Below are 24,011 nucleotides of genomic sequence, written 5' to 3' on the forward strand. Positions count from 1 at the left end.
CGGGCAGGGGTCATGCGGCCGGTGCCGGGTCGGATTTGTCCCGGCTCCGGGTGCGGCAGGCCGCGCCGCGACAGTTGCCGTCGCGCAAGCACCCGCCGGTCTCTTCCCGATCTGCCAGGTTTCGGCTCCCGGGCGTTCGGTTAATGGGACCCTCTGACCGAGGACCACCGCTTGAGAAGATCGCATGGAGGTGACCCATGCGCGTCGGCCTCGTCTGCGCGCACGCCGGCCCGCCCAGGGGCACCGACGGCCTGACCGTCGGCACCCACCAGCACATCGCCCGGGTCGCCGCCGAACTCGCCGCGCGGGGCCACGACGTCCGGGTGTACGAACGCCGCGACGACCCCGACCTGCCGGAGACGGCGACGGTCGACGGTTACCGGGTGGAGCGGGTCCCGGTCGGCCCGGCGGCCCCGCTGCCCACCGCCGAGCTGGTGCCGTACGTGTCCGCGTTCGGCGCCTGGCTGGCCGACCGGTGGGTGGGTGACTGGCACCCCGAGGTGGTCCACGGGCACTACTGGGTCGGCGGGCTGGCCGCCGCGCACGCGGTCCGCGAGACCGACATCCCCGTGGTGCAGACCTTCCACTCCCTCGGCGTCGAGCAGCTGCGCCACCTCGGCCGGATGTACGACGGCCCGGGGGAGCGGATCCCGCTGGAGCGCGCGCTGACCCGGGCGGTGGACATCGCCGTCGCCCAGTGCACCGACGAGGTCGACGAGCTGACCCGGATGGGACTGCAACGCAGCTCCGTGGCGATGGTGCCGGCCGGCGTCGACACCGCGCAGTTCCACCCCGACGGCGAGGCCGCCCCCCGCGACAGGCGGGCCCGGATCCTCTCCGTCGGCGGGCTCTCGGCCGGGCACGGCCAGGAGGACCTGATCCGGGCCATGCGGCTGGTCGGCGACGCCGAACTCGTGATCGCCGGCGGCCCGCCCGCCGGGCAGCTCGCCAGCCACGCCGAGGCCCGCCGGCTGCGCGAGCTGGCCGAGCGCAGCGGGGTGGCCGAGCAGGTGAAGCTGGTGGGCGCGGTGCCGCACGAGCAGATGGCCACCTGGTACCGCTCGGCGGACGTGGTCGCCTGCACGCCGCACTACTCCTCCGCCGGCCGGGTGTCGCTGGAGGCGATGGCCTGCGGGGTGCCGGTGGTGGGCTACTCCATGGGCGGCATCGCCGACGCGGTGGTCGACGAGGTCACCGGCCGGCTGGTGCCGCCGGGCGACGTCCGCACGCTGGGCGTGACGCTGCGCCGGCTGCTCTCCGACAACGCCGGGCGGTTCGCGTACGGGCACGCCGCCGTCGACCGGGTGCGGTGCAGCTACACCTGGGAGCGGACGGCCGGCGCGCTGGAGCGCCTCTACGAGCGGGTGGTGAGCCGGCGCAAGCCGGTCGAGGCGGCCTGACCCGGCTCCTCAGAGCGGTCGGCCGGGCGCTCCGACGCCCACCATGCCCCGGTCGGGTTCCCCGGCGACGGCGTGGTGGTGCTGGGGTTCGGCGTACCGGGTGAGGCCGATGACGGCCGCGAGCGTGACCAGGAACCCGACGGCGGCGAGCCACTCCCGCCCGGGCCAGATCTTGTCGTTGAGCAGCAGCAGGCCGACGATCGCGGCGGGCACCGCCCCGGCGGCGTCCATCGCCGCCACGGCGGCCGTGGTCGAGCCGCGCTGCATGGCGAGGCCGAGCAGCAGCTGACCGACGATCGAGTGGACGATCAGCAGGTAGAGCAGCGGGTCCCGGACGAACGCCTCCGGCGTCGGGGAGGAGGCGAGGGGCCGGGCGGCCACCGCGGCGGCGGAGAACGCCAGCCCGGCCAGCGCGCCGAGCGCCACCGAGCCGGGCGCCCCGTGCAGGCGTACGGCGAAGAAGCCGATCACCGCGATCACGCCGAGCGCCACCACCAGGGCGACCAGCCCGGCGGTGCCGAGCGGCTTGGCCGGTGCGGGCTCGGCGGAGAGCACCAGCGCGGTGATCCCGGCGAACAGCAGCACCAGCAGCGCCACCTCGGCAGCCGGCAACCGCCACTTCAGCACCAGCACGCCGAGCAGGGCGGTGACCCCGAGCCCGGCGGCGACGCTGGACTGGACCAGGAACAGCGGCAGGTCCCGGCGGGCGAGCAGGGCCAGCACGAACCCGGCGACCTGGCAGCCGAGCCCGACCAGGTACGTGCGGTGCCCCGCCAGCCGCAGCAGCAGCCCCGGGTCGAAGGTGTGGTGCACGGTGGTGCGGGCGGCGGCCACCGACTGGAGGAGGTTGGCGACGCCGTACGCGACGATCATGGCCGCGAGGAAGCACCAACCGGAGGAGACCACCTGGCGAGGATAGAGGCTGCCGGAGGTCAGTGCTCGGTTGGCCGACCCAGCCGGGCGAGGATGTCGGCGTGCAACGCGCCGTTGCTGGCCACGGCGCTGCTCTCGGTCCCGGCGTCGCCGGAGGGGGCGGGTCGGCCGGCCAGATCGGTGAACGTGCCGCCCGCCTCGGTGACGATCGGCACCAGCGCGGCGACGTCCCACAGCGACAGCTCCGGCTCCACCATCACGTCCAGCGCGCCCTCGGCCAGCAGCATGTAGCCGTAGAAGTCGCCGTACGCCCGGCTGCGCCAGGTGTCCCGCATGAGCTGGAGCATCGCGTCCAGCCGCCCGGCGGACTCCCACCCGGTCAGCGACGAGTAGCAGAAGCTCGCGTCGGCGAGGTCCCGTACTGCGGAGACCCGGATCGGCGCGCCGCTCGCGGCGTCGGGCCCCGCGTACGCTCCCTCGCCGAGCGCGCCCCACCAGCGGCGACCGAGCGCCGGCGCGGAGACCAGCCCGGCGACCGGGCGGTCGCCCTCCAGCAGCGCGATCAGGGTGGCCCACACCGGCACGCCGCGGATGAAGTTCTTCGTGCCGTCGATCGGGTCGACCACCCAGCGTCGGCCGTCCGGGCCGCTGGCGGGCTGCTCGCCGTACTCCTCGCCGAGCAGGCCGTCGGCCGGCCGGTGCGCGGCCAGCAGCGTCCGGATCTCCCGCTCGACGGCGGTGTCCGCGTCGGAGACCGGGGTCAGGTCGGGCTTCGCCTCGACCCGCAGGTCGAGCGCGCGGAACCGGGCCGTGGAGACGGCGTCGGCGGCGTCGGCGAGCAGGTGGGCGAGGGCGATGTCGTCGGCGTACCCGGGCATGCCCGAAACGGTAGCGGCGACCGGCTCAGGCCCCCGCGAGCGGGTCGCCGGGATTCCGCTGGTCGGGTTCGCGCGCGTCGCCCTCACCCGACCGGGAGGCCAGCAGCCGGCGGTACGAGGCCAGCCGGCGCGGATCGGCCTTGCCGGCGGCGACCCAGGCGTCCAGCCCGCAGTCGGCCTCGTCCGGTGTGTGCGGGCAGTTGGCGGGACAGTCGACCGTCCCCTCGACCAGGTCGGGGAAGCCGTGCAGCAGGCTGTCGGCGGAGACGTGCGCGAGCCCGAAGCTGCGTACCCCCGGGGTGTCGACGATCCAGCCGGCGGCGTCCCCGCCGTGCGGTGGGTCGCCGGCCAGCCGGGGCAGGCGCAGCGCCACCGCGCTCGTGGAGGTGTGCCGGCCCCGGCCGATCGCGCTGACCGTGCCGACCGCCCGGGCGGCGTCCGGCACGAGCCGGTTGACCAGCGTCGACTTGCCCACCCCCGAGTGCCCCACCATGACCGAGATCCGCCCGGCGAGCAGGTCGCGCAGGGCGTCGAGGTCGGAGTCCGGGCGGATCAGCACGTACGGCAGCTCCAGCTCGGCGTAGTAGCCGAGCACCGTCTCGGGGCCGGCCAGGTCGGCCTTGGTGAGGCAGAGCAGCGGCTCGATGCCGGCGTCGTACGCGGCCACCAGGCAGCGGTCGATGAACCCGGTGCGCGGCGGCGGGTCGGCCAGCGCGCTGACGATGACCAACTGGTCGGCGTTGGCGACGACCACCCGTTCCAGCCGGCCCTCCGCGGTGGTCTCGTCGTCGTCGGCGGTGCGCCGCAGCACCGACGTGCGCTCGGCGATCCGGACGATGCGGGCCAGCGCCCCGGCCGCGCCGGAGGTGTCGCCGACCAGGCCGACGCGGTCGCCGACCACCACCGACTTGCGCCCCAGTTCCCGGGCCCGCATCGCGGTGACCAGGGGTGCGTCGGGCCCGGCGTCGGGCGGCACGCACGTGTAGCGGCCCCGGTCGACGGCGATCACGAAGCCGTCCACCGCGTCGGAGTGCAGGGGGCGCGTACGGGTACGCGGGCGCGACGACCTGCCCGGACGGACCCGGACGTCGTCCTCGTCGTACTCCCGCCGTCTGGTCGTCAGGACCCGCCCCCCGTCGTGTCAGCTCTTGCCGGTCACCATCGCCGACCATAGTGCCGGAAACTCCGGCATGGTCTTCGAGGTGCACGCCACGTCGCTCAGCTCGACGCCCGGAACGGCCAGGCCGGCCACGGCGGCGGCGTGCGCCATCCGGTGGTCGTGGTAGGTCTCGAACACCCCGCCGTGCAGCGGTCGGGGCCGGATCTCCAGCCCGTCGGGGGACTCGGTGATGTCGGCGCCGAGGGCGGTGAACTCCCGCGCCAGCGCGGTGAGCCGGTCGGTCTCGTGGCCCCGGATGTGGCCGACGCCGGTGAACACCGACGGCGAGTCGGCGAGCATGGCCAGCGCGGTCAGCGCCGGGGTCAGCTCGCTGACGTCGGAGAGGTCGGCGGTCAGGCCGTGCACGGCGCCGGTGCCCCGGACCGTCAGCCCGCCGGTGGAGAGGGTCACCTCGCCGCCCATCCGCTGGAGCAGCGAACGGAGCTGCTCGACGGGCTGGGCGCTGCTGCGCGGCCAGCCCTGGAGGGTCACCTCGCCGCCGGTGACCAGGGCGGCGGCGAAGAACGGCACGGCGCCCGACAGGTCGGGCTCGATCTGCCAGCCGCGCCCCGCCAGCGGGCCGGGCTCGACCACCCACACGTCGGGGGTGCCGTCGTCGACGGCCGCGCCGGCGGCCCGCAGCATCTGCACGGTCATCCGCAGGTGCGGCGCGGAGGGCACCGGCGGGCCCACGTGCCGGACCACCACGCCCCGGTCGAAGCGCGGCGCGGCCAGCAGCAGCCCGGAGACCAGCTGGCTCGACGCGGAGGCGTCGATCACCACCTCGCCGCCGACCACCCGCCCGGCGCCCAGCACGGTCAGCGGCAGGCTGCCGGTGGCGGGGGCGTCCACGCGTACGCCGAGGGAGCGCAGCGCCCCGATCAGCGGGCCGAGGGGCCGGGTGCGGGCCTGCGGGTCGCCGTCGAGGGTGATCCGCCCGTCGGCGAGGCCCGCCACGGGTGGGACGAAGCGCATCACGGTGCCGGCCAGGCCGACGTCGACGTGCGCGGGGCCGACCAGCGGGTGGGGGCGGACCAGCCAGCGCTCGTCGTCGCTGATCGACATGTGCGCGCCCATGGCGCGCAGCCCGGCGGCCATCAGCTCGGTGTCCCGGGCGCGCAGCGGCCCGGCCAGGGTCGAGGGACCGCCGGCCAGGGCGCTCAGCACCAGGGCGCGCGCGGTCATCGACTTGGACCCGGGCAGGCGCAGCGTCGCCGCGACCGGGTCGGAGGCGGTCGGAGCTGTCCACGGCTGCGGCGGCCGGGTCGCGATCAGGTTCCCCACGCCTCCATTCTGCCGTGTCCGGGGGCGGGCGCGGCCGGCCGGCGCGGCTACTCCCGGTCAGCGGGACAGCCGGACGACGCGTGGCGGGTTAGCGTGTGCGACATGTGCGGGAGGTACGCGACGACCCGGAGCGCGGGCGACCTGAGCGCGCTGTTCGAGTCCCAGGACGAGACCGGCGGCGGCGTCGGCCCCGACCACAACGTCGCGCCCACCGACCGGGTGCCGTTGGTGCGGGTCAGCCCCGAGGGCCACCGCGCGCTGTCCGTCGGCCGTTGGGGTCTGGTCCCGTCCTGGTCCCGGTCGCCGTCCGGCGCCGCCCGCATGATCAACGCCCGCGCCGAGACGGTCGCCACCAGCCGGGCGTACGCGGGGGCCTTCGCCCGCCGCCGCTGCCTCGTCCCGGCCGACGGCTGGTACGAGTGGGTCCGCTCGGCGGACGGGCGCAAGCAGCCCTTCTACATGACCCCGTCGGACGGCTCGGTGCTGGCCTTCGCCGGCATCTGGTCGGTCTGGGAGGGCTCCGCCGACCCGCTGCTGACCTTCAGCGTCCTCACCACGGCCGCTCTGGGCGAGCTGGCCGAGGTGCACGACCGGATGCCGCTGCTGCTGCCCCGGGAGCGCTGGGGGGCGTGGCTGGCGTCGACCGACGAGCCGGAGGGCCTGCTCGCGCCACCGCCGCCGGACTGGCTCGCCACGCTGGAGATCCGCCCGGTGGGCACGGCGGTGGGGGACGTGCGCAACGACGGGCCGCAGTTGACCGAGCGGGTGCCGCTCGCCCGGGCCGTCGGCCCGCAGGAGATGACGCTTTTCTGACAGTCCGACACATTGTCGGGAGTGATTTACCAGAGTTGCGGACGAAACGTCGCCCCCGCGTTCACCCGTATTCGCCGTGAAGTCTTGTCCCGGTGTCCGGAAGTGCGATACAACACAGCGCCGGTAGTGGGTGTCGATCCGCACGGGGCGGACGACGCGCACCGATCTTGCCGGTCCCACGGGGGAGGTGGGTGGATGACACGGGCACGTATGCCCCGGCCGCACGAGGTGGCCGCCGCACGACGAGATCCGCGACTGCTGCGGGCGTTGCGGGAGCGGCGACAGGACGAGGCGTGGCGAACCAGGGGAACCTGCCAGAACGTCGACCCGGAAACGTTCTTTCCGGCGCCGAACGAACCGGCCGACGCGGCAGTCGCGTTGTGCCGCAGCTGTGACGTGCAGGGCTCCTGCCTGGCGTGGGCGCTGGACGTGGGCGACCTGCACGGCGTCTGGGGCGGCACCACTCCACGCGAGCGGCGGGCGATGCTGGTCGCCTGGCGCGACGAGGTGCTACCGGATCCGGAGGCCGCCGGCGACGCGGGTCCGCCGGTCCGGGACCGGCTGCTCACCCTGGTGCCGCTGAGCTGACCGGCGACTGAACCGGTCGCGGCCGGCCCCCCATCTCGGCGGGCCGGCCGCCCGTCGTGCCTGCGACACCGCAGAATGGGCCGGTGCCGCAGGACGACGAGCTCTTCACCCCGCGCGGGCCCGCCCGGGTCGACACCGACCCGCCGGCGGGTGCACCGAGCGCCCTGCTGGTGCTCGGCCACGGCGCGGGCGGTGACGTCGACGCCCCGGACCTGCGTGCGCTCCGGGACGCAGCGGTCGGCGCCGGGCTGGTGGTGGCCCGGGTGACCCAGCCCTACCGCGTCGCCGGTCGACGCGCGCCAGCTCCGGCGGGGCACCTCGACGAGGCGTGGACCGCCGTGCTCGCCGTGCTGCGGCAGCGGCACCCCGGCGTACCGCTGCTGGTGTGCGGACGCTCCAGCGGCGCGCGGGTGGCGTGTCGCACCGCGCCGGCGGTGGGCGCCGCCGGAATCGTGGCGCTGGCGTTCCCGCTGCATCCGCCCGGCCGCCCGGAGCGGTCGAGGGCGGCGGAGTTGGCAACCGGCCTGCCCACTCTCGTGGTCAACGGCGACCGCGACCCGTTCGGGGTGCCGGAGCCGGGGCCGGGGGTGCGCGTGGTGACCCGTCCGGGGGAGCGGCACGACCTGCGGGGCGACCCGGCCGGTACGGCCGCGGTGGTGTGCGACTGGCTGCGCGGGCAGGGCTGGGCGCGACGCTGAGCCGGGCGCGGACGCCGTGGCGGGCCGTGTCCGGTGGCGGCGGCGGGTCGTTGCATCGGATGGCGCCGGACGCCCGGTTCGGGCGGGCGGCGCCGGTCCTCCCAGGCCCTTCCTGGTCCCAGCGTCGGCCCGCTGCCGGCGCCGGGACCAGGAACGGGGGAGGCCAGCGGAATGCTCCGCCCCGTCGGGGGCGTTGCACCCCCCGGACGACATTTCTGGCGAGGGGGGAGACCGGTGCCGACCGAGACACGGGCCCGGGAACGGGACGAGCGGGGAGCGCGGCAGCTTCGACGGCTGCTGGGCGGCCCGGACTGGCCCGCGGTGGTGCCGCCGGTCGGCCCGGCGGCGGTGCGCGCGAGCACGGTGAGGACGAGCACACCCGCCGGAAGTGAATCTGCGGGCACGTCCGGGCGCGTATCCTCGGCGGGACAGCATCCGACGCGAGGGGATGTGCGGTTGACCACCGAGAAGACGGACGAGCGCAGGGCCCGCTTCGAGCGGGACGCGATGCCCTTCGTCGATCAGCTCTACGCTGCCGGGCTGCGGATGACCCGCAATCCGGCGGATGCGGAGGACCTGGTCCAGGAGACCTACCTGAAGGCGTACGCGGCCTTCCACCAGTTCGAGCAGGGCACGAACCTGAAGGCCTGGCTCTACCGGATCCTGACCAACACCTACATCAACTCCTACCGCAAGCGGCAGCGCCAGCCCATCCAGGCGCCGACCGAGGAGATCACCGACTGGCAGCTCGCCGAGGCCGAGTCGCACACCTCCAGCGGCCTGCGCTCGGCCGAGACCGAGGCGCTGGACCGGCTGCCGGACAGCGACGTCAAGGAGGCCCTCCAGCAGTTGCCGGAGGAGTTCCGCCTGGCCGTCTACCTCACCGACGTCGAGGGCTTCTCCTACAAGGAGGTCGCCGACATCATGGGCACGCCGATCGGCACGGTCATGTCGCGGCTGCACCGCGGCCGTCGTAATCTGCGCAAGCTGCTCGAGCAGTACGCCGCCGAGCGGGGCTTCTCCGCCGCGGCGTCGAAGAAGGGCTCGACCGCTTCCGCCGGCCGGGAGGTCTGACATGAGCTGTGGGGATCCGCACGAGACGGACTGCCGAGAGGTCCTCGCGGAGGTCTACCTCTACCTGGATCTGGAGTGCGCCGAGGAGCGGCGCGCGCTGATCCGCCACCACCTCGACGAGTGCGGGCCGTGCCTGCGCGAGTACGGCATCGAGCAGGAGGTGCGGGCGCTCGTCGCCCGCTGCTGCGGCAACGAGACCGCGCCCGACAAGCTGCGGGAGCGGCTGCGGCTGCGCCTGACCGAGCTGGTGGTCTTCGAGAGCACCGAGTCGAAGGAACTGGCCGACTGAGACCGGGCCGGTGAACGGCGGCCGACCGGGGTCGGTCGCGACGTGGACGGCGACAGCGGTGGCCCGGGTCGGGACGACCCGGGCCACCAGCGTTCGCGCTGACTGGTCGCGCCGGGCCGTGGGGCCCGGCCGCCGGTCAGGAGTTGGGGCGCTTGCCGTGGTTCGCGCCGCTCTTCTTACGGGCCTTCTTCTTACGGGCCTTCTTCGCCATGGTGACCTCCTCGTGATGGTCGGATCCCCCTGCGCACGAGCTCGGCGCCGGTGCACGCACCGGTCCTCCCGGCGCCGGGGTCCGACCCGCTGATGCTAGTGCGGCCGGCACCCGCCGTCGTCCGCCGGGGCCGCCGACCGTACGCCGCGCCGCACGACACGCCGGAGGCCGCGCCGCCCACCGGCCGGGACGCCCGGGCGGGTCGACCCCGGAGTCGATCAACCATCCGCCCGGGCCGCTCCACGCCCGCCGGAGGCCGCCCGCATGATTGGATACGTCGGCAGGCAACCGCGAGAGGGAGGGCCCTGGACATGGCCGAGGAGATCCGCGCCGAGATGGTGGCGAACGTCTGGAAGGTCGTCGCGTCGGCCGGGGACACCGTGTCCGAGGGGGACACGCTGGTGATCCTGGAGTCGATGAAGATGGAGATCCCGGTCGTCGCCGAGTCCGACGGTGTCGTCAAGCAGCTCGCGGTCAACGAGGGCGACGTCGTGCAGGACGGTGACCTGATCGCGGTGATCGATTGACCGGCCTCTCGGTGCGCCGGGCCGGGCCGGACGACTTCCCGGCGGTGGCTCGGCTGACGGTCGCCGCGTACGAGGCGGACGGCCAGCTCAAGGGCGAACACGGCTACGCCGCCGTGCTCGCCGACGTGGCGGCCCGGGCCGTCGACGGCGAGGTGCTCGTCGCCGTCGACGACGCCACCGGCGCGCCGCTCGGTTCGGTGACCTTCGTCCTGCCCGGCACCCGCTACGCCGAGCTGTCCCGGGCGGGCGAGGCGGAGTTCCGGATGCTGGCGGTGGACCCGGCCGCGCAGGGGCGGGGCGTCGGCGCGGCGCTGGTCGAGGCCTGCGTGTCGCGGGCGGCCGAGCTGGGCTGTTCCGCCGTGGTGATCTGCGTACGCAGCGGCTTCGCCGCCTCCGCCCAGCGGCTCTACCAGCGTCGCGGTTTCGTGCGGACGCCGGAGTTGGACTGGGAGCCCCTGGACGGGGTGCGACTGCTCGGCCTCCGGCTGGAACTCACCGGCCCCTGAGGCGCCGCCGGAACGGCGATCCACCGGCCCCGAGGTGCGCACGCTGCCGGGAGTCGCCGCTCAGCGGTTCAGCGGCTCCTGATGCGCCGCCAGAGGCGGCCCAGGCGGGAACGTGGTCGGGGGACCGGGCGGGTGGTCGTCAGCGTGGCGGCCAGGGCCGCCGTCTGCGGGTCGAGGGCCGGGCTGGCCAGGGACAGGTGGGCCAGGGACGGCGCGATGGGCACCGGGCGGGTCCGGGCGACCGCCGCCACGTCGGCCAGCCTCTCGGTCACCACCCGGGCCACCTCGGGGCGTACCGCCGGGTCGACCCAGGCGGCGGTGACCAGGGCGAACAGGGCCGCCTCGGTGACCCAGTCCTCGACGCCCCAGACCAGGTCCAGCAGCACCTGACGCCGGGTCGACCCGGCCCACGGCTCGTCGGTGCGGTGGTGCAGCAGGCCGAGGCACGCCCACACCTGCACGCAGCGCACCCAGAGCGAGGGGTCCTGCCCGAGCACCCGGCCCAGCGCGGTCGGCGGCGCCTCCGGCGGGTGCGCCAGCAGGCCGAGCAGGTCGGGCAGTTCCAGGGTGGCCAGGCCCACCGCCGCGTCGTACGCGGCCGGCGGGTGCGGCCACGCCGGGTGCGCGAGCTGCCGCAGCCGCGCGGCCGCCTCCGCCGAGGGCGCCGGCACGGCGGGCACGACCGTCGTCCCGTCGTGGCGCCAGAGCTGTCGGACGGTCGCCCGCCGGGGCTCGCGCGGGTCGGGCTCCGGCACGCCGGTGACCTCGATCCGCAGCCCGGGCGCGGCCGTCGCGGCCGTACGCAGCGCGCTGGGCGGCGCGGGCGAGTCCAGCCGTACGGCGCCGAGGCCGGCCCGCTCGTCGGTTACGGCCAGGCGCAGCGCCTCCACCAACGGCCCGGTCGCCGGGGTGACCTGCCCGAGCCAGGGCCGACCCCGGCAGCTCTCGGCCAGGTCGCCGTGCTCGTGGGTGTCGTCGGGATGCTCCCGGACGAAGTCGGCGAGCGCGACCAGGTGTGCCACGTCGCCGTCGCGCTGGTGCCGCAGCCGGTGCGCCGTGTGCACGGCGCACTCGAAGGAGGGGTCGCGGGCCAGCGCCCGCTCGATCCACTCCAGCGCCTCGTCGAGCCGCCCGTTGTCGGCGAGGGTGCCGGCGATGTCGGCGTAGACGGTCAGGTCGTCGGGGTCGTGCGCGACGGCCCGACCGAGCGCGGCCAGCGCCTCGCGGGTGCGCCCGGCGCTGCGGTACGCGTACCCGAGCCACACCTCGCCGATCTTCGACGGCTCCGCGCGTACGCCCCGGGCGGCCCAGCGGATCGCCAGGTCGACCTCGCCGACCCGCCTGGCCAGCGCGGACGCCGCGCCCAGCAGCAGGCCGTGCTCGGGGTGGACGGTGACCGCGTTGCGGGCCAGCGCCAGGTAGGGGGCCAGGGCGGCCCGGTCGGCCCGGGGCACGGGGTCGGACACGGCGGCGCAGACCTGCATCAGGATCCGGGCGGTCCGGTCCGGTTCGAGGCGCTCGGCGAGTTGCGGGGTGGTCACCCACGGCACCGCGGCCCAGTCCGTGCCCGGTGCGTGGCCGGTCGCCGCGACCAGCAGGTCGAGCCCTTCCGCGGGCCGGCCGGCGGCGGCGAGCAGGTGGGCGCGGGCCACCACGGCACCGACGAAGGCGTGGCCCTGGAGCGGGAAGAGGTCGACGCCGCCCGTGCCGTCGGCGGCGGCGAGCCGGGCGAGGGTCTCGTGCACCTCGGGCAGGGTCGGGGCCTGGGCCAGCGCGGCGGCGACGTGACCGGCGGCGTGTCTCAGATCGCCGTCGTCCATGGCGAGGCGGGCCAGGGCAAGTTCCTCCGCCGCGGGCAGCGACCGGTCGTCCTCGGGCACGTGGTCCTCTCGCTCGTCGGGCTCCGGTGGGCCGGGCAAGCCTAGGTGATGTTGCGACGAGATGGTGATCATCTGCGCACTACTGCTCGTTCGATTGCTCGGTCCAGCTCAAACGTGCAAGACTGAGCAGGAAACGCGCGGCAATCGCGCAGTGGGAGGAGTTTCCGTGACGCGTGCAGGGGCTGGCATGGCCGCCGACATCGACGAGCAGCCGGCGGGCTACGAGCGGCTGCTCTCCGCCGGGCACGCCGGGGCGATCGCCCGGGTGGCGGCGGTCATCGCGCAACGCCGCCCCCGGCACGTGGTCTTCACCGCCCGGGGCACCTCCGACCACGCCGCCCTCTACGGGGCGTACCTGACCGAGATCCGGCTCGGCCTGCCCGCCGGCCTCGCCTCGCCCAGCGTCGTCACCCTCTACGGCGCCACGCCGGACCTCTCCGACGCGCTGGTCGTCGGCGTCAGCCAGAGCGGCGGCTCGCCCGACCTCGCCGAGGTGCTGCGTACCGCCCGCGCCTCCGGCGCGCTGACCCTCGCGGTCACCAACGCGCCCGACTCCCGGCTGGCCGACGTCGCCGAGCTCAGCGTCGACATCGCCGCCGGGCACGAGCGCGCGGTTGCCGCCACCAAGACCTACACCGCCGAGCTGCTCGCCCTGCTGATGCTCGTCGAGGGCGTCCGGGCCGGCGACGGCGCGCTGCCCGCCGACGAGCGCGAGGCGCTCGCCGCCCTGCCCGAGCTGGCCGCCCGCACCCTGGAGGACCCCACCCCGGCCCAGCTCGCGCCCCGCTACCGGTTCGCCGGCCAGCTCGTCACCACCGGTCGCGGGTACGCGTACCCGACCGCCCGCGAGGCCGCGCTGAAGCTCATGGAGACCTCCTACCTGCCGGCGCTCGCGTTCTCCGGCGCCGACCTGCTGCACGGTCCCCTCGCCATGACCGACCCGGACGTGCCGGTGCTCGCGGTGGTCGGCTCCGGGCCGGGTGGCCGGTCGATGGGCGAGGTGCTGCCCCGGCTCGGCGAGCGCCGCGCCGACGTGGTGGTGGTCGGCTCCGCCGACGTCGAGGGCGCCACCCGGATGGCCGTCCCCGAGGTCGACGAGCGGTACGCGCCGCTGCTGGACATCCTGCCGTTGCAGCGCCTGGCGCTGGCGCTGGCGCTCGCCCGGGGCGAGGACCCGGACGCGCCGCGTGGGCTGAAGAAGGTCACCGCGACGATGTGACGCCCGCCGTGGCACGCTGGTCGACGTGTCCACGCTGCGCGACCTCGCCGAGGAGCACACCCGCCTCCGTCCGGCCGACATCGACCACCTGCACCGGATCGCCGGCGACTGGCAGTTGCTGTCCGATCTGTCCTTCGCCGACCTACTGCTCTGGGTGCCCGTGGACGGTGACGGGGCCTTCCTCTGCGTCGCCCAGGTCCGCCCGACGACCGCACCCACCGCGTACCTGGACGACCAGGTGGGGCGGATCGTCGGCGGACCCGAGGTGGCGCACCTGGAGGTGGCCCACCGGCAGGGCCGGATCTGGCGGGAGGGCGACCCCGTCTGGTACGGCGACGTGCCGGCCCGGCACGAGGCGATCCCGGTGCGGCTGCGCACCACCGACGGCGAGGCCGGCGAGGTGATCGCCGTGGTGGGGCGGGACACGAACCTCTCCACCGCGCGTACGCCCAGCCAGCTGGAGCTGAACTACCTCACGACGGCCGACGACCTGGCCCAGATGATCGCCGACGGCACCTTCCCGCCGCCGCGGCATCCGGGGGAGACCACCTCGGCCCCGCGCGTCGGCGACGGGCTGGTCCGGCTCGACGCCGGGGGCAAGGTCACCTACGCCAGCCCGAACGCGCAGTCGGCGTACCGGCGGCTGGGCTACGCCTCCCACCTGGTGGGCGAGGACCTGGCGGCGCTGCACCGTCGGCTGGCGAGCGACCCGCTGGAGGGCACGGACGCGGCGAACGGGATCCTCGCCGCGCTGCGCGGCGAGGCGCCGCCCCGCCGGGAGATCGACGCACGCGGCGCGACCATGCTCACCCGGGCACTGCCGCTGATGCCCGCCGGGGTGCCGATCGGCGCGCTGGTGCTGGTCCGCGACATCACCGAGGTACGTCGCCGCGACCGCGCCCTGATCACCAAGGACGCCACCATCCGGGAGATCCACCACCGGGTGAAGAACAACCTCCAGACCGTCGCCGCCCTGCTGCGGCTCCAGGCCCGCCGGGTCTCCATGCCGGAGGCCCGGATCGCCCTGGAGGAGTCGGTACGCCGGGTCGCCTCCATCGCGCTGGTGCACGAGACCCTCTCCATGTCCAGCGACGAGGCGGTCGAGTTCGACGGCATCGTGGACCGGGTGGCCAGCGCCGCGACGGAGGTGGCCGCGACCGAGGCGACGGTCGGCATGCGGCGCGAGGGCAGCTTCGGCGTGCTGCCCGCCGAGGTCGCCACGTCGCTGGTGATGGTGCTCAACGAACTGCTGCTCAACGCCGTCGAGCACGGCTTTCCACCGCCCGCCGAGCCCACCGACCCGACGGGCCCCGCAAGCTCCGGCCTGGCGGGATCGGCGGCTTCCGCCCCGGCGGGACCGGACGGGGCTGGGCTGACGGGACCGGAGGCGGTCGGCCTGGCGGGCTCGGGGGCCGGTCCGGCGGGATCGGAGGGGGCCGGTCCGGTCGCGCCGGAGGTCGTGGTGTCGGCGCACCGGTTCCGCAAGATGCTGCACGTCTCGGTCACCGACAACGGGCGCGGGCTGCCGCCCGACTTCGACGCCGAGCGGGGCGGCAACCTCGGGTTGCAGATCGTCCGGGCGCTGGTCACCGGCGAGCTGCGCGGCACCATCGAGCTGCGCGACGGCGCGAAGGGCGGCACCGAGGCGACGCTCGTCGTCCCGCTGGCCCGCAACGAGAGCCGCTCCGCCGGCTGACCACCGGCCCACCGTCGGACGATCGAGCCCGCGGAGCCGGGCCGGCCCGGGCGTCGGGCGGCCGCCGCCCGGGCCGGCCGGAGCGCCCGGCGGCCGGCGACGGGGCAGGGTCGCCGCCCTCGTGCTCGGCGGGGTCAGCGGGTCAGGAGGGCGACGGTCACGCCCGGGCGGGGCCAGACCCGTTCGACGGTGAACCCGGCGCGCAGCGCGTCGCCCTTGGCGCCCGCGACGGCGGCCAGCGGGTCGTCGCGGCGGCCGGTCACCACCAGCCAGACCCGTCGCGTGCCGGCCAGGCACTCGGCCGGGCGGGCGCACTCGGCGGCCCACAGGTCGCCCCGGCGGGCCTGGTCCTCGGTGACCAGCACGTCGCGGGGCCGCCGGTCGCCGAGGTGGTACGCCAGACCCAGGTCGAGGAAGAACCAGCTCCGGCGGGGGGAGAAGACGACCGCGTCGCCCGGCCGTTGGCCGTCGGCGACGATCCGGGCCGCGCCCCGGTAGTCCACCGTCGCGCTGCGCGGCCACTCGTGCGTACGCCGCAGCGCCGCCTGGTCGGGCAGCCCGAGCAGCCCGGTCAGGGCGACGACGGCCAGCGCGGGCGGCAGCGGCACCGCAGCCAGCGCCGCCCCGGCGAGCAGGCAGCCGAAGGGCACCACGAAGACGAGGTAGCGGGGCACCCAGAGCGGTACGGCCAGCCCGGCGGCGAAGAGCAGCAGCACGGGCAGCAGCACGGAGAGCCCGGGCAGCAGCGCGCGCCGGCCGAGCGTGGCCGCGCCGAGCGCCGCGAGGCCCACCAGCACCCCGCCCACCACGCCGCTCTGCGTCACCCCGCCCGCGAGCGCGGCGAGGTCGTCGGGCCGGGCGGTGTCCACCCAGCCGAGTTGCCGGGCCCGCTGTGCCCTGGCGAGCAGCACCAGCGGCGCCACCAGCAGTACGGTCGGCAGCAGGGCGAGGACCCAGCGCAGCGGGCGGCTCGGCGGCCCCGTACGGCGGGTGGCGAACACGGCCACCGCGTGCGCGGCGAGCAGCGTGAGCGCCACCAGGTGGGTGAGCCCGAGCGCGGCCACGGCGGCGGCGTACCCGGCCCAGCGCGGCCACCCCGGCCGGGCCGTCGCTTCGACCAGCAGCAGGGTGGCCAGCACGGCCAGGAGGGTGGCCAGCGCGTACGGGCGGGCCTCCTGGCCGTACCGCGAGGTGCCCGGGAGCACCGCGAGGAGCAGCCCGGCGAGCAGCCCGGCCCGGGTGCCGACCAGCCGCTGCCCGAGGACCGCCGTCAGCCCGGCCGTGGCGGCCATGGCCAGTGCGGCGGGCAGCCGCAGCGCGGTCACCGAGTCGCCGAAGACGGCGACCCAGGCGTGCATGAACAGGTAGTAGGGGCTGGTGGCGGCGTCGATGGTGCCGGCGAGCCGGACGAGGTCGGCGGGCGACCGGGTCGCCGCGCTCCAGGTGGCCAACTCGTCGCGCCACGGCTGCGCGTGGTCGATCCCGGTCAGTACGACGGCCAGCGTGACCAGGCTCGGCGCGATCCAGACCAGCCGGAGCGCACGATCCGGCCCGCCCACCACCTCGCGCACCGGCGGGACGAGCTCGCCGGGCGGGTCAGCGGAACCGGTCACGTACCGCAGCGTCACACAATCCGGACCTCCCGTGCGCCGATCCGGCGATCGGGCGCTCGTGCCCGGTGGCAGCGTCCCGCGCGGCGCCCGCCTGCGGCGGGCGGCGTTTCCGCGCTGGCCCGTGATGTGGGATCCCGCACGCGTTCGTTGGCTGGCCCCCACCGGGTGTGGCAGCATGACTTTCATGACCGCCGCTGTCGTCCGCCGTCTCGTGGCCCGCCGCCACGTCGACTACGGCCGCGTGCGCAGCGCGATCTGTCCGGCCCACTGACGACGCCCGACCAATCTGTCTCGGGCGCGCCTCGCGCCGGCTGTCCCGACACCGTTGTCGCCAGCCCGTTCCGACGGGTCGGCCGCGCGCCTTGCGTGTCCCAGAGGCACCGCAGACAACGGAGGACGCCGCCATGGCGGTCAGCAGCATTCCGGCCCGGGCCGGGGACCCGACGTCTCCCCGACCGGCCCGGACCCCCCGCCGGCCCCGGGGGGAGGGGCAGTGGGCGCTCGGTCACCGCGAGCCGCTCAACCCCAACGAGCGGATCAAGAAGGACGACGACCCGCTGAACGTACGGGCGCGGATCGAGAACATCTACGCCCACCACGGGTTCGCCTCGATCGACCCGCAGGACCTGCGCGGCCGGTTCCGCTGGTGGGGCCTCTACACCCAGCGCAAGGCGGGCATCGACGGTGGCCGTACCGCCGTGCTGGAACCGCACGAGCTGGAGGACGAGTTCTTCATGCTCCGCGTGCGGGTCGACGGGGGCGAGCTCAACCTGGCGCAGCTGCGGGTGGTCGCGGACATCTCCCGCGAGTTCGCCCGGGACACGGCCGACATCACCGACCGGCAGAACATCCAGTACCACTGGATCCGGGTCGAGGACATGCCGGAGATCTGGCGCCGGCTGGAGTCCGTCGGCCTCCAGACCACCGAGGCGTGCGGCGACTGCCCCCGGGTGGTGCTGGGCAGCCCGGTCGCCGGGGTGGCCCGCGACGAGCTGGTCGACCCGACGCCGGCCGTCGACGAGATCGTCCGCCGGTACGTGGGCGACAAGGCGTACTCCAACCTGCCGCGCAAGTTCAAGACATCCATCTCCTGGCTGGTCGACACCCCGTACGAGGCGAACGACATCTCCTTCCTGGGGGTGGACCACCCGGACCACGGGCCGGGCTTCGACGTCTGGGTCGGCGGCGGCCTGTCCACGAACCCCATGCTGGCGCAGCGGCTCGGCGTCTGGGTGCCGCTGGACGAGGTGCCGGACGTCTGGGCGGGCGTGGTCGGCATCTTCCGCGACTACGGCTACCGCCGGCTGCGCAACCGCGCCCGGCTGAAGTTCCTGGTCGCCGACTGGGGCGTGGAGAAGTTCCGCGAGGTGCTGGAGAAGGAGTACCTGGGCCGCGCCCTGCTCGACGGCCCGGCCCCGCAGCTGCCCGACCGGCCGGTGGACCACATCGGGGTGCACCCGCAGCGCGACGGCCGCCACTGGGTGGGCGCCGCCCCGGTGGTGGGCCGGGTCTCCGGCGGGCAGCTCGCCCGCCTGGCCGACGTCGTCGAGGCGCACGGCAGCGGGCGGGTGCGGCTCACCCCGTACCAGAAGCTGCTGGTGCTGGACGTGGCGCCGGAGCGGACCGACTCGCTGGTGCGCGAGCTGCGCGGCATCGGTCTGGAGGCGCGGCCGTCGGCCTGGCGGCGCGGCACCATGGCCTGCACGGGCATCGAGTACTGCAAGCTGGCCATCGTCGAGACCAAGGCGCGCGGCGAGGAGCTGGTGGCCCGGCTGGAGGAGCGGCTGCGCGACTTCGACGCCGACATCTCCATCCACCTCAACGGCTGCCCCAACGCCTGCGCCCGCACGCAGGTCGCCGACATCGGCCTCAAGGGCCAGCTCGTGGTCGGGCCGGACGGCCGGCAGGTGGAGGGCTTCCAGGTCCACCTCGGCGGCGGGCTCGGCATGGCCGAGGGGCAGACGGCCGGGTTCGGCCGCAAGCTGCGCGGTCTGAAGACCACCGCCGAGGAGCTTCCGGCGTACGTTGAGCGGCTGGCCCGGCGTTACCTGGCGGGCCGGGAGGCGGGCGAGACGTTCGCCAACTGGGTGATCAGGGTCGACGAGGAGGAACTCCGATGAGCGAGCGTGGCGAGCGAATCAGCGGTGCCGTGGAGCCTCGTCGCGGCGCCGAGCGAAGCGAGGTGACGCGATGAGCGAGACCCGTTCCGCGCCGCTGTACTGCCCGTACTGCGGCGAGGAGGACCTGCGGCCGAGCGAGGCCGGCCACGGCGCCTGGGAGTGCCACGCGTGTGCCCGGGTGTTCACGGTGAAGTTCACCGGCCTGCTCGGCAGGGCGGTGGCCCGGTGAGCGCGCGTCCGGGCGAGCGGCCCGGCCTCGTCTCCGCGACGGGCCTGAACCTGGTGGGCCCCGGTGCTCCCGCGCCGCCCGACAAGGCCCGACCCGGCCCGACCGACCCGGCCCGGCGTGGCCCGGACGAGCTGCGGGCGCTGGCCGAGGAGGCCGGCCGGGAGCTGGAGGGTGCCCCCGCGCTGGAGATCGCCCGCTGGGCGGCCGAGACGTTCGGCGACCGGTTCTGCGTCACCAGCTCCATGGCCGACGCGGTGCTGGCGCACCTGGTCTCCCGGGTCGCCCCGGGCGTGGACGTGGTCTTCCTCGACACCGGCCTGCACTTCCCGGAGACGCTCCGGGTCCGCGACGAGGTGGCCCGGACGCTGCCGGTGAACGTGCGCTCGATTCGGCCGAGGCTGACCGTGGGCCAGCAGGACGGCCAGTACGGCCCGCGCCTGTTCAACAAGGCGCCGGACGACTGCTGCCAGCTGCGCAAGGTGGAGCCGCTGGAGCGGGCGCTCGCCGGCTACGACGCCTGGGCCGCCGGGCTCCGCCGGGACGAGTCGCCGACCAGGGCGAACACGCCGGTGGTGACTTTCGACGCCCGCCGGGGCAAGGTCAAGGTCAACCCGATCGCGGCGTGGCGGCAGGCCGACGTGGACGCCTACGTCGCCCGCTGGAACGTGCCCGTCAACGAGCTGTTCCGGCAGGGCTACGGCTCGATCGGCTGCTGGCCCTGCACCCGCCGCACGAAGGCGGGGGAGGACCCCCGGGCCGGCCGTTGGGCCATGTTCGAGAAGACCGAGTGCGGACTGCACGTCTGACCGGGCCCACCCCGGTCCCTGCCGTGCCGCCGGGCACGCCCGGGTTGTGCGTGCCGTCGGGTCCGCGCCTGCTGCCGGGGGCGCCCGGGCCGGCCTTGCGGGCGGGGGCGGCCGACCCGGTGGTGCTGGTCGCCCACGGCAGCCGGGACCCGAGGGCCGCCGAGGCGACCCGGGCGCTGGCCCGGGCCGTGTCGGCCGTCCGTCCGGGCACGCCGGTGCTGGCGAGCTGGCTGGACCACACCGAGCCGGGGCCGGCGACGGTGCTGCGGGACCTGGCCGCCGCCGGGCACCCCCGGGCCGTGCTGGTGCCGCTGCTGCTCACCGCGGCGTACCACCGGCGGGTGGACGTCCCGGCGGCCGTCGCGGCCGCCCGGGAGGCGGGACCGCCGATCGCGGTACGGGTGACCGACGTGCTCGGTCCCGCCGACGGGGAGGTGGACGCCGGTCTGCTGGCGGGGCTGCGCCGACGGCTGGCCGAGGCGGAACCCGGGCGGTTCGACGCGCTGGTGCTGGCGGCGGCCGGCACCAGGGACGCCCGGGCGCGCGGGTCGGTGGGTCGGGTGGCCGCCGCCCTCGCCGCCGGACTCGGGGTGCCGACCCGTGTGTCGTACGCCTCGGCGGCCCCGCCGGAGGTCGCCGCGGCGGTGGCCCGGCTGCGGGACCGGGGTGCCCGGCGGGTGGCCGTGTCGGCGTACTTCCTGGCTCCGGGCCTGTTCCACGACGCCGTCGCCGCGTCGGCGCGGGGCGCGGGGGCCGTGGCCGTGTCCGCCCCGCTGACCGACGCGCCGGAGTTGGCCGACCTGGTCCTGCGGCGGGTGGACGCCCTCGGCAGGGTGGCGGGACTCACGCCCCGCTCATGATCGTCGACTGTCCCCGGCGGGTACCGGCAGGACATGCGGACAGCGATACGCCCCGGCGGGCGTACCCGACCGGGGCGTATCGCTGGTGCGTGGGGATCAGGCGGAGTGAGCGCGCAGCACCCGGAGGCCACCGCGGCGCTTGACAGCCCGCCGTTCCTCCTCGCTCATCCCGCCCCAGACGCCGGCGTCCTGACCGGACTCCAGCGCCCACTGCAGGCACTGGTCGGTCACGGAGCAGCGCCGGCAGACGGCCTTGGCCTGCTCGACCTGCAGGAGAGCCGGTCCGGACGTCCCGATCGGGAAGAACAGCTCCGGGTCCTCGTCGCGGCAGACAGCATGGTGACGCCAGTCCATGGCGGCAACACTCCTCATTCTGGGTGGGTGGCAGATATTGCTTCTGTTGCTTTTCCTATTTGCATCCGCAGCGCCGATGGTGACGGTTCGCGTCTGCCTATTCGGCAATGCGTGAGCAGGCTGTGTCGGCCCCGCGGACCTGCTGGAACAGCTCAACCTGACGAGCGTATCCAGGCAATGTCCCGGTAACTCAAGTTCGCTTGTGAATACTTTCACGAACATCGGGGATGTCAAGGGTGACGCTCGGAAAAACTCCGGGCGGTGAGCAAGCCCACAACCCCTTTGTCCGGATTCCAGCGCCTTCCTGGTTACCCGGCGTACCACTGTCGAGGATCAATATAGTACAGTCCGCGTGACATTGCTGACATTTCCGGCACCTGCCCCTCGGTGTGGCGGCCGTCGCATCGACCGGTGGCGCGACCGCGTCGACCCAGGGCAGTACCCGAGACCTAGCAGATTACTCTCAGTGCGGCGGGAATGGATGTGAATCTGACTTTCTCCCGCTCGCCAAGGTAGTCGCCGTCGAGCTGGAACGCCTGCGGACGGGCCGAGACCAGGGTGAACTCGGCGACATCGTGCAACCGCAGCACCTGGCGACCGTGCGGATCCGGCGTCCGGGAGAAGAACTGCGTCACCGTCCGTGTCGTACTGGCCACCCGCAGCTGACGCAACGCCAGCACGTCCAGGCCCAGATCGAACGACGCCTCCGGGTTCGGATTCACCTCGCGGTCGCCCAGATAGGTCCACGGCGCGGTGTTCTGGATGATGACCGTCGCCAGCTCGCCCTCCGCCGGCTCGCCCGGGCGCTCCAGACTGATCGCCGGATGACGGCGGTCGGAGTTGAGGAAGTACTGGGCCACGGTGGACCGGAAGTAGAGGGCGGGCGTCGAGACCCGGCCCCGCCGGCGGGCCTGCTCCACGCGGTGGATGACGGCCGCGTCGACGCCGAAGCCCGCGCAGAAGGTGAAGTAGCGGTCGTCGGCCCGGCCGAGCCCGATCGTCCGGTACCGGCCCAGCCGCAGGCCCTCCAGGATCATGCTGGTCCCGTCCGGCCAGTCCCGGGGCAGGCCCAGCGCCCGCGCGAAGACGTTCGTGGAGCCCCCCGGCACGGTCGCCAGGGCGGGCAGCCGCTCGGCCGGCGTGGCCCCGTTCGGCAGGGTCGGCGGCTGCGCCGTCATCAACCCGTTGACGACCTCGTTGACCGTCCCGTCGCCACCGAGCGTGACGACGACGTCGACGCCCTCCTCGGCCGCCTCGCGCGCCAGGTCGGTCGCGTGGCCCCGCCGTCGGGTGTAGCGCACGGAGAGGTCGACTTCGCTGCGCAGTGCCCGGACCAGGACGTCCCGGCTGCGCTCGCTGGTGGTGGTGGCCTTCGGATTGACCACCAGGACGGCCCGCATGGGCGGCACTGTACCGCGCGCCACCACGGGTATCGTGGCGCGCGTGACCATCGACTCCGACCCGATCCCCGTCACCCTCCGCTGGGCGGTCCGGTTGCTGCGGGCCGAGGCGGTCGCCGTGGGACTGGTCGCCGCATGGCTGCTCTGGGCCGACCTCACCGCCACCACCACCGACCTCACGTCGGCGTTGCTGGTGACCGCGTTCGCCATCGGCGCGGCGGCGGCCCTCTGGGCGCTGGGCGGCGCGCTGACCCGCCGGCGGGCGGGAGCCCGGGCCCCGGCGATCGTGCTCCAGTTGATGCTGCTGCCGATCGGGTGGTTCATGATCCAGGGCGGCATGGGGTGGCTCGGCGTACCGCTGATCGCGCTCGGCCTCGGCGTGACCGCACTGCTGGTCAGCACCCCCACCACCCGGGCCCTCGGCTTCGGGTGACGCCCGGCTGGCGCCGGGTCGAGGTGTCAGTAGCCGGAGGCGCGCCGGGTGAGCAGCGAGATGGTGGCCCGGCCGTCGGCGGCCGTCGCGGCCGCGGACGTGGTCAGCGCGGTGAGCACCTTCCAGGCGAACGACGACTCGGCGGGGAGCGTGGCGCCACGCACGGTCGGCACGGTCACCTCCACGGTGAGCGCGTCGTCGGTGACCGCGAAGCGGCAGTCGAGCTCCGCGTCGCGGGTGGCGATGGCGAGCAGCATCGCGCACGCCTCGTCGACGGCGATCCGCAGGTCCTCGATCTCGTCGAGGGCGAACTGGAGCCGCGCCGCGAGCCCCGCGGTGGCGGTACGTAGCACCCCGAGGTAGCCCCCGTCCGCGGGCACGGTGAGGTGCACGACGTCGTCGTCGGTCGTCGGCTGCCCGGTCAGTTGAGTCACCACTCATCCCCCCGGTCGGGGACTCTACCCGCTCGGTCGCCCGGACGTGTGGGGACCGCCACGTTCCCGCCCGGGGGGACCCGTCAGCGCGCCCCCGCCGAGCCGGTCGGGGTCGGTTCGTGCCTGGTCGATCCGTGCGCCATGACGACGACGGCCGGCACGCCCTGGGGACGTGCCGGCCGGATCGTCGGCGGACCGGTGAGGGTCACGCCTGCTTGGTCTCCCAGAAGATCTTGGAGATCTCGTCGATCTTCTGGAGCAGCTCGTCGGCCTTGGACGGGTCGGTGCCGCCCTTCGCGCCGGCGGCGCCGGCGAGCTTGGTGGCCTCGTTGAACAGCTGGTGCAGGTGCGGGTACTTCTCGAAGTGGGCCGGCTTGAAGTAGTCGGTCCAGAGCACCCACAGGTGGTGCTTCACCAGGTCGGCGCGCTGCTCCTTGATCAGGATGGCGCGGGTGCGGAACTCGGGGTCGGTGTTGGCCTGGTACTTCTCGCAGATCGCCTTCACCGACTCGGCCTCGATCCGGGCCTGGGCCGGGTCGTAGACGCCGCAGGGCAGGTCGCAGTGGGCGCTGGCGGTCACGCGGGGCGTAAGGATGCGCGGAAGTCGCATCAGGATCCTCCATGGGAAGTTTGCGATGATCCAAGACGACATTACTCCTGGACGCGC

Annotated in this window: 25 protein-coding genes and 1 pseudogene; 15 read left to right on the top strand and 11 right to left on the bottom strand. The window is 75.0% G+C overall.

Features of this window, described 5'->3' with window-relative positions; translation table 11 throughout:
* The first annotated feature begins 197 nt into the window (after positions 1-197).
* A complete protein-coding gene (locus ACTMS2_RS13695; RefSeq protein ID WP_088998563.1) occupies positions 198-1,400 on the top strand; it encodes a glycosyltransferase in 1,203 nt (400 codons plus the stop codon).
* Here ACTMS2_RS13695 and ACTMS2_RS13700 read toward each other — a convergent pair.
* The 4 genes and pseudogenes from ACTMS2_RS13700 to aroA form a co-directional block, all read right to left on the bottom strand.
* Positions 1,355-2,273, bottom strand: a pseudogene (locus ACTMS2_RS13700) (hypothetical protein). The gene ACTMS2_RS13695 and the pseudogene ACTMS2_RS13700 sit on opposite strands and share 46 nt — an antisense overlap.
* Positions 2,274-2,332: 59 nt before the next feature.
* Complete coding sequence (hisN, locus tag ACTMS2_RS13705; protein ID WP_441175681.1) at positions 2,333-3,151, bottom strand: histidinol-phosphatase; 819 nt, start codon at positions 3,149-3,151, stop codon at positions 2,333-2,335.
* A gap of 25 nt (positions 3,152-3,176) precedes the next feature.
* On the bottom strand, positions 3,177-4,127 hold the full coding sequence (rsgA, locus tag ACTMS2_RS13710) for a ribosome small subunit-dependent GTPase A (protein WP_441175784.1): 951 nt from the start codon (positions 4,125-4,127) through the stop codon (positions 3,177-3,179).
* Positions 4,128-4,292: 165 nt separating this feature from the next.
* On the bottom strand, positions 4,293-5,594 hold the full coding sequence (gene aroA / locus ACTMS2_RS13715) for a 3-phosphoshikimate 1-carboxyvinyltransferase (RefSeq protein WP_441175682.1): 1,302 nt from the start codon (positions 5,592-5,594) through the stop codon (positions 4,293-4,295).
* 102 nt (positions 5,595-5,696) lie between these two features.
* On the opposite strand from aroA, the gene ACTMS2_RS13720 reads away from it, so the two are divergent.
* From ACTMS2_RS13720 to rsrA, 5 genes are all read left to right on the top strand, one after another.
* Positions 5,697-6,407 (top strand): SOS response-associated peptidase, encoded by a 711-nt coding sequence (locus tag ACTMS2_RS13720; RefSeq protein ID WP_441175683.1) that lies wholly within the window; start codon positions 5,697-5,699, stop codon positions 6,405-6,407.
* 195 nt (positions 6,408-6,602) lie between these two features.
* Complete coding sequence (locus ACTMS2_RS13725) at positions 6,603-6,995, top strand: WhiB family transcriptional regulator (protein ID WP_441175684.1); 393 nt, start codon at positions 6,603-6,605, stop codon at positions 6,993-6,995.
* Positions 6,996-7,078: 83 nt separating this feature from the next.
* The gene (locus tag ACTMS2_RS13730; protein WP_441175685.1) at positions 7,079-7,693 is read left to right on the top strand and encodes an alpha/beta hydrolase family protein; all 615 of its coding nucleotides are present in this window, start codon (positions 7,079-7,081) and stop codon (positions 7,691-7,693) included.
* Between the two features lie 234 nt (positions 7,694-7,927).
* Positions 7,928-8,767 carry a sigma-70 family RNA polymerase sigma factor gene (locus ACTMS2_RS13735; RefSeq protein ID WP_441175686.1) on the top strand — a complete coding sequence of 280 codons (840 nt, stop codon included), beginning with the start codon at positions 7,928-7,930 and terminating at the stop codon, positions 8,765-8,767.
* Position 8,768: 1 nt separating this feature from the next.
* Complete coding sequence (gene rsrA, locus ACTMS2_RS13740; protein ID WP_088998571.1) at positions 8,769-9,056, top strand: mycothiol system anti-sigma-R factor; 288 nt, start codon at positions 8,769-8,771, stop codon at positions 9,054-9,056.
* A gap of 136 nt (positions 9,057-9,192) precedes the next feature.
* Here the strand turns inward: rsrA and ACTMS2_RS13745 are convergent, their stop codons facing one another.
* Positions 9,193-9,267, bottom strand: coding sequence for a 50S ribosomal protein bL37 (locus ACTMS2_RS13745; protein ID WP_369700219.1), 75 nt, complete (start codon positions 9,265-9,267; stop codon positions 9,193-9,195).
* Positions 9,268-9,572: 305 nt separating this feature from the next.
* Between ACTMS2_RS13745 and ACTMS2_RS13750 the strand changes: the two genes are divergently transcribed.
* Positions 9,573-9,794 carry a biotin/lipoyl-binding carrier protein gene (locus ACTMS2_RS13750; protein ID WP_172896635.1) on the top strand — a complete coding sequence of 74 codons (222 nt, stop codon included), beginning with the start codon at positions 9,573-9,575 and terminating at the stop codon, positions 9,792-9,794.
* Entirely contained in the window at positions 9,791-10,300 is a 510-nt protein-coding gene (locus tag ACTMS2_RS13755) for a GNAT family N-acetyltransferase (RefSeq protein ID WP_441175687.1), read from the top strand. The genes ACTMS2_RS13750 and ACTMS2_RS13755 overlap by 4 nt, the downstream gene beginning before the upstream one ends.
* A gap of 68 nt (positions 10,301-10,368) precedes the next feature.
* Here ACTMS2_RS13755 and ACTMS2_RS13760 read toward each other — a convergent pair whose 3' ends face one another.
* Positions 10,369-12,120, bottom strand: coding sequence for a tetratricopeptide repeat protein (locus ACTMS2_RS13760; protein ID WP_441175785.1), 1,752 nt, complete (start codon positions 12,118-12,120; stop codon positions 10,369-10,371).
* A gap of 247 nt (positions 12,121-12,367) precedes the next feature.
* Here ACTMS2_RS13760 and ACTMS2_RS13765 point away from each other — a divergent pair, with 247 nt between their 5' ends.
* Positions 12,368-13,399, top strand: a complete 1,032-nt coding sequence (locus tag ACTMS2_RS13765; RefSeq protein WP_101412622.1) for an SIS domain-containing protein — start codon at positions 12,368-12,370, stop codon at positions 13,397-13,399.
* 25 nt (positions 13,400-13,424) lie between these two features.
* Positions 13,425-15,095, top strand: a complete 1,671-nt coding sequence (locus tag ACTMS2_RS13770; RefSeq protein WP_441175688.1) for a histidine kinase N-terminal domain-containing protein — start codon at positions 13,425-13,427, stop codon at positions 15,093-15,095.
* Between the two features lie 134 nt (positions 15,096-15,229).
* On the opposite strand, the gene ACTMS2_RS13775 is transcribed toward ACTMS2_RS13770, so the two are convergent.
* A complete protein-coding gene (locus ACTMS2_RS13775) occupies positions 15,230-16,654 on the bottom strand; it encodes a glycosyltransferase family 39 protein (RefSeq protein WP_441175786.1) in 1,425 nt (474 codons plus the stop codon).
* A gap of 458 nt (positions 16,655-17,112) precedes the next feature.
* Between ACTMS2_RS13775 and ACTMS2_RS13780 the strand changes: the two genes are divergently transcribed.
* From ACTMS2_RS13780 to ACTMS2_RS13795, 4 genes are all read left to right on the top strand, one after another.
* Complete coding sequence (locus ACTMS2_RS13780) at positions 17,113-18,828, top strand: nitrite/sulfite reductase (protein ID WP_101412619.1); 1,716 nt, start codon at positions 17,113-17,115, stop codon at positions 18,826-18,828.
* A gap of 70 nt (positions 18,829-18,898) precedes the next feature.
* On the top strand, positions 18,899-19,057 hold the full coding sequence (locus ACTMS2_RS13785; protein ID WP_121399684.1) for an IS1 family transposase: 159 nt from the start codon (positions 18,899-18,901) through the stop codon (positions 19,055-19,057).
* Positions 19,054-19,863, top strand: a complete 810-nt coding sequence (locus ACTMS2_RS13790) for a phosphoadenylyl-sulfate reductase (RefSeq protein WP_441175689.1) — start codon at positions 19,054-19,056, stop codon at positions 19,861-19,863. The genes ACTMS2_RS13785 and ACTMS2_RS13790 overlap by 4 nt, the downstream gene beginning before the upstream one ends.
* Before the next feature lie 95 nt (positions 19,864-19,958).
* On the top strand, positions 19,959-20,723 hold the full coding sequence (locus tag ACTMS2_RS13795; RefSeq protein WP_441175787.1) for a sirohydrochlorin chelatase: 765 nt from the start codon (positions 19,959-19,961) through the stop codon (positions 20,721-20,723).
* 96 nt (positions 20,724-20,819) lie between these two features.
* On the opposite strand, the gene ACTMS2_RS13800 is transcribed toward ACTMS2_RS13795, so the two are convergent.
* Together ACTMS2_RS13800 and ACTMS2_RS13805 are read right to left on the bottom strand one after the other, a co-directional pair.
* Positions 20,820-21,077: a WhiB family transcriptional regulator gene (locus ACTMS2_RS13800; protein ID WP_007072794.1), complete on the bottom strand. Its 258-nt coding sequence runs from the start codon at positions 21,075-21,077 to the stop codon at positions 20,820-20,822.
* Between the two features lie 449 nt (positions 21,078-21,526).
* Entirely contained in the window at positions 21,527-22,477 is a 951-nt protein-coding gene (locus ACTMS2_RS13805; protein ID WP_088998580.1) for a diacylglycerol/lipid kinase family protein, read from the bottom strand.
* Between the two features lie 43 nt (positions 22,478-22,520).
* Here ACTMS2_RS13805 and ACTMS2_RS13810 point away from each other — a divergent pair, with 43 nt between their 5' ends.
* Positions 22,521-22,910, top strand: a complete 390-nt coding sequence (locus ACTMS2_RS13810; RefSeq protein ID WP_357660393.1) for a hypothetical protein — start codon at positions 22,521-22,523, stop codon at positions 22,908-22,910.
* Between the two features lie 26 nt (positions 22,911-22,936).
* Here the strand turns inward: ACTMS2_RS13810 and ACTMS2_RS13815 are convergent, their stop codons facing one another.
* Together ACTMS2_RS13815 and sodN are read right to left on the bottom strand one after the other, a co-directional pair.
* Positions 22,937-23,344, bottom strand: coding sequence for an ATP-binding protein (locus ACTMS2_RS13815; protein WP_121400125.1), 408 nt, complete (start codon positions 23,342-23,344; stop codon positions 22,937-22,939).
* Between the two features lie 205 nt (positions 23,345-23,549).
* Positions 23,550-23,954: a superoxide dismutase, Ni gene (gene sodN, locus ACTMS2_RS13820; protein ID WP_088998581.1), complete on the bottom strand. Its 405-nt coding sequence runs from the start codon at positions 23,952-23,954 to the stop codon at positions 23,550-23,552.
* Between the last annotated feature and the right edge of the window lie 57 nt (positions 23,955-24,011).

It is taken from the genome of Micromonospora sp. SD12 (assembly GCF_052068495.1).
GTDB lineage: Bacteria > Actinomycetota > Actinomycetes > Mycobacteriales > Micromonosporaceae > Micromonospora > Micromonospora echinofusca.

Excerpts from the sequence above, each read along its gene's own strand:
- ACTMS2_RS13805 (WP_088998580.1), bottom strand. The coding sequence starts at position 22,477 with ATGCGGGCCGTCCTGGTGGTCAATCCGAAGGCCACCACCACCAGCGAG.
- ACTMS2_RS13780 (WP_101412619.1), top strand. The coding sequence starts at position 17,113 with ATGGCGGTCAGCAGCATTCCGGCCCGGGCCGGGGACCCGACGTCTCCC.
- rsrA (WP_088998571.1), top strand. The coding sequence starts at position 8,769 with ATGAGCTGTGGGGATCCGCACGAGACGGACTGCCGAGAGGTCCTCGCG.
- sodN (WP_088998581.1), bottom strand. The coding sequence starts at position 23,954 with ATGCGACTTCCGCGCATCCTTACGCCCCGCGTGACCGCCAGCGCCCAC.
- ACTMS2_RS13695 (WP_088998563.1), top strand. The coding sequence starts at position 198 with ATGCGCGTCGGCCTCGTCTGCGCGCACGCCGGCCCGCCCAGGGGCACC.
- hisN (WP_441175681.1), bottom strand. The coding sequence starts at position 3,151 with ATGCCCGGGTACGCCGACGACATCGCCCTCGCCCACCTGCTCGCCGAC.
- ACTMS2_RS13765 (WP_101412622.1), top strand. The coding sequence starts at position 12,368 with ATGGCCGCCGACATCGACGAGCAGCCGGCGGGCTACGAGCGGCTGCTC.
- ACTMS2_RS13785 (WP_121399684.1), top strand. The coding sequence starts at position 18,899 with ATGAGCGAGACCCGTTCCGCGCCGCTGTACTGCCCGTACTGCGGCGAG.
- ACTMS2_RS13725 (WP_441175684.1), top strand. The coding sequence starts at position 6,603 with ATGACACGGGCACGTATGCCCCGGCCGCACGAGGTGGCCGCCGCACGA.
- ACTMS2_RS13760 (WP_441175785.1), bottom strand. The coding sequence starts at position 12,120 with ATGGACGACGGCGATCTGAGACACGCCGCCGGTCACGTCGCCGCCGCG.
- ACTMS2_RS13800 (WP_007072794.1), bottom strand. The coding sequence starts at position 21,077 with ATGGACTGGCGTCACCATGCTGTCTGCCGCGACGAGGACCCGGAGCTG.
- ACTMS2_RS13720 (WP_441175683.1), top strand. The coding sequence starts at position 5,697 with ATGTGCGGGAGGTACGCGACGACCCGGAGCGCGGGCGACCTGAGCGCG.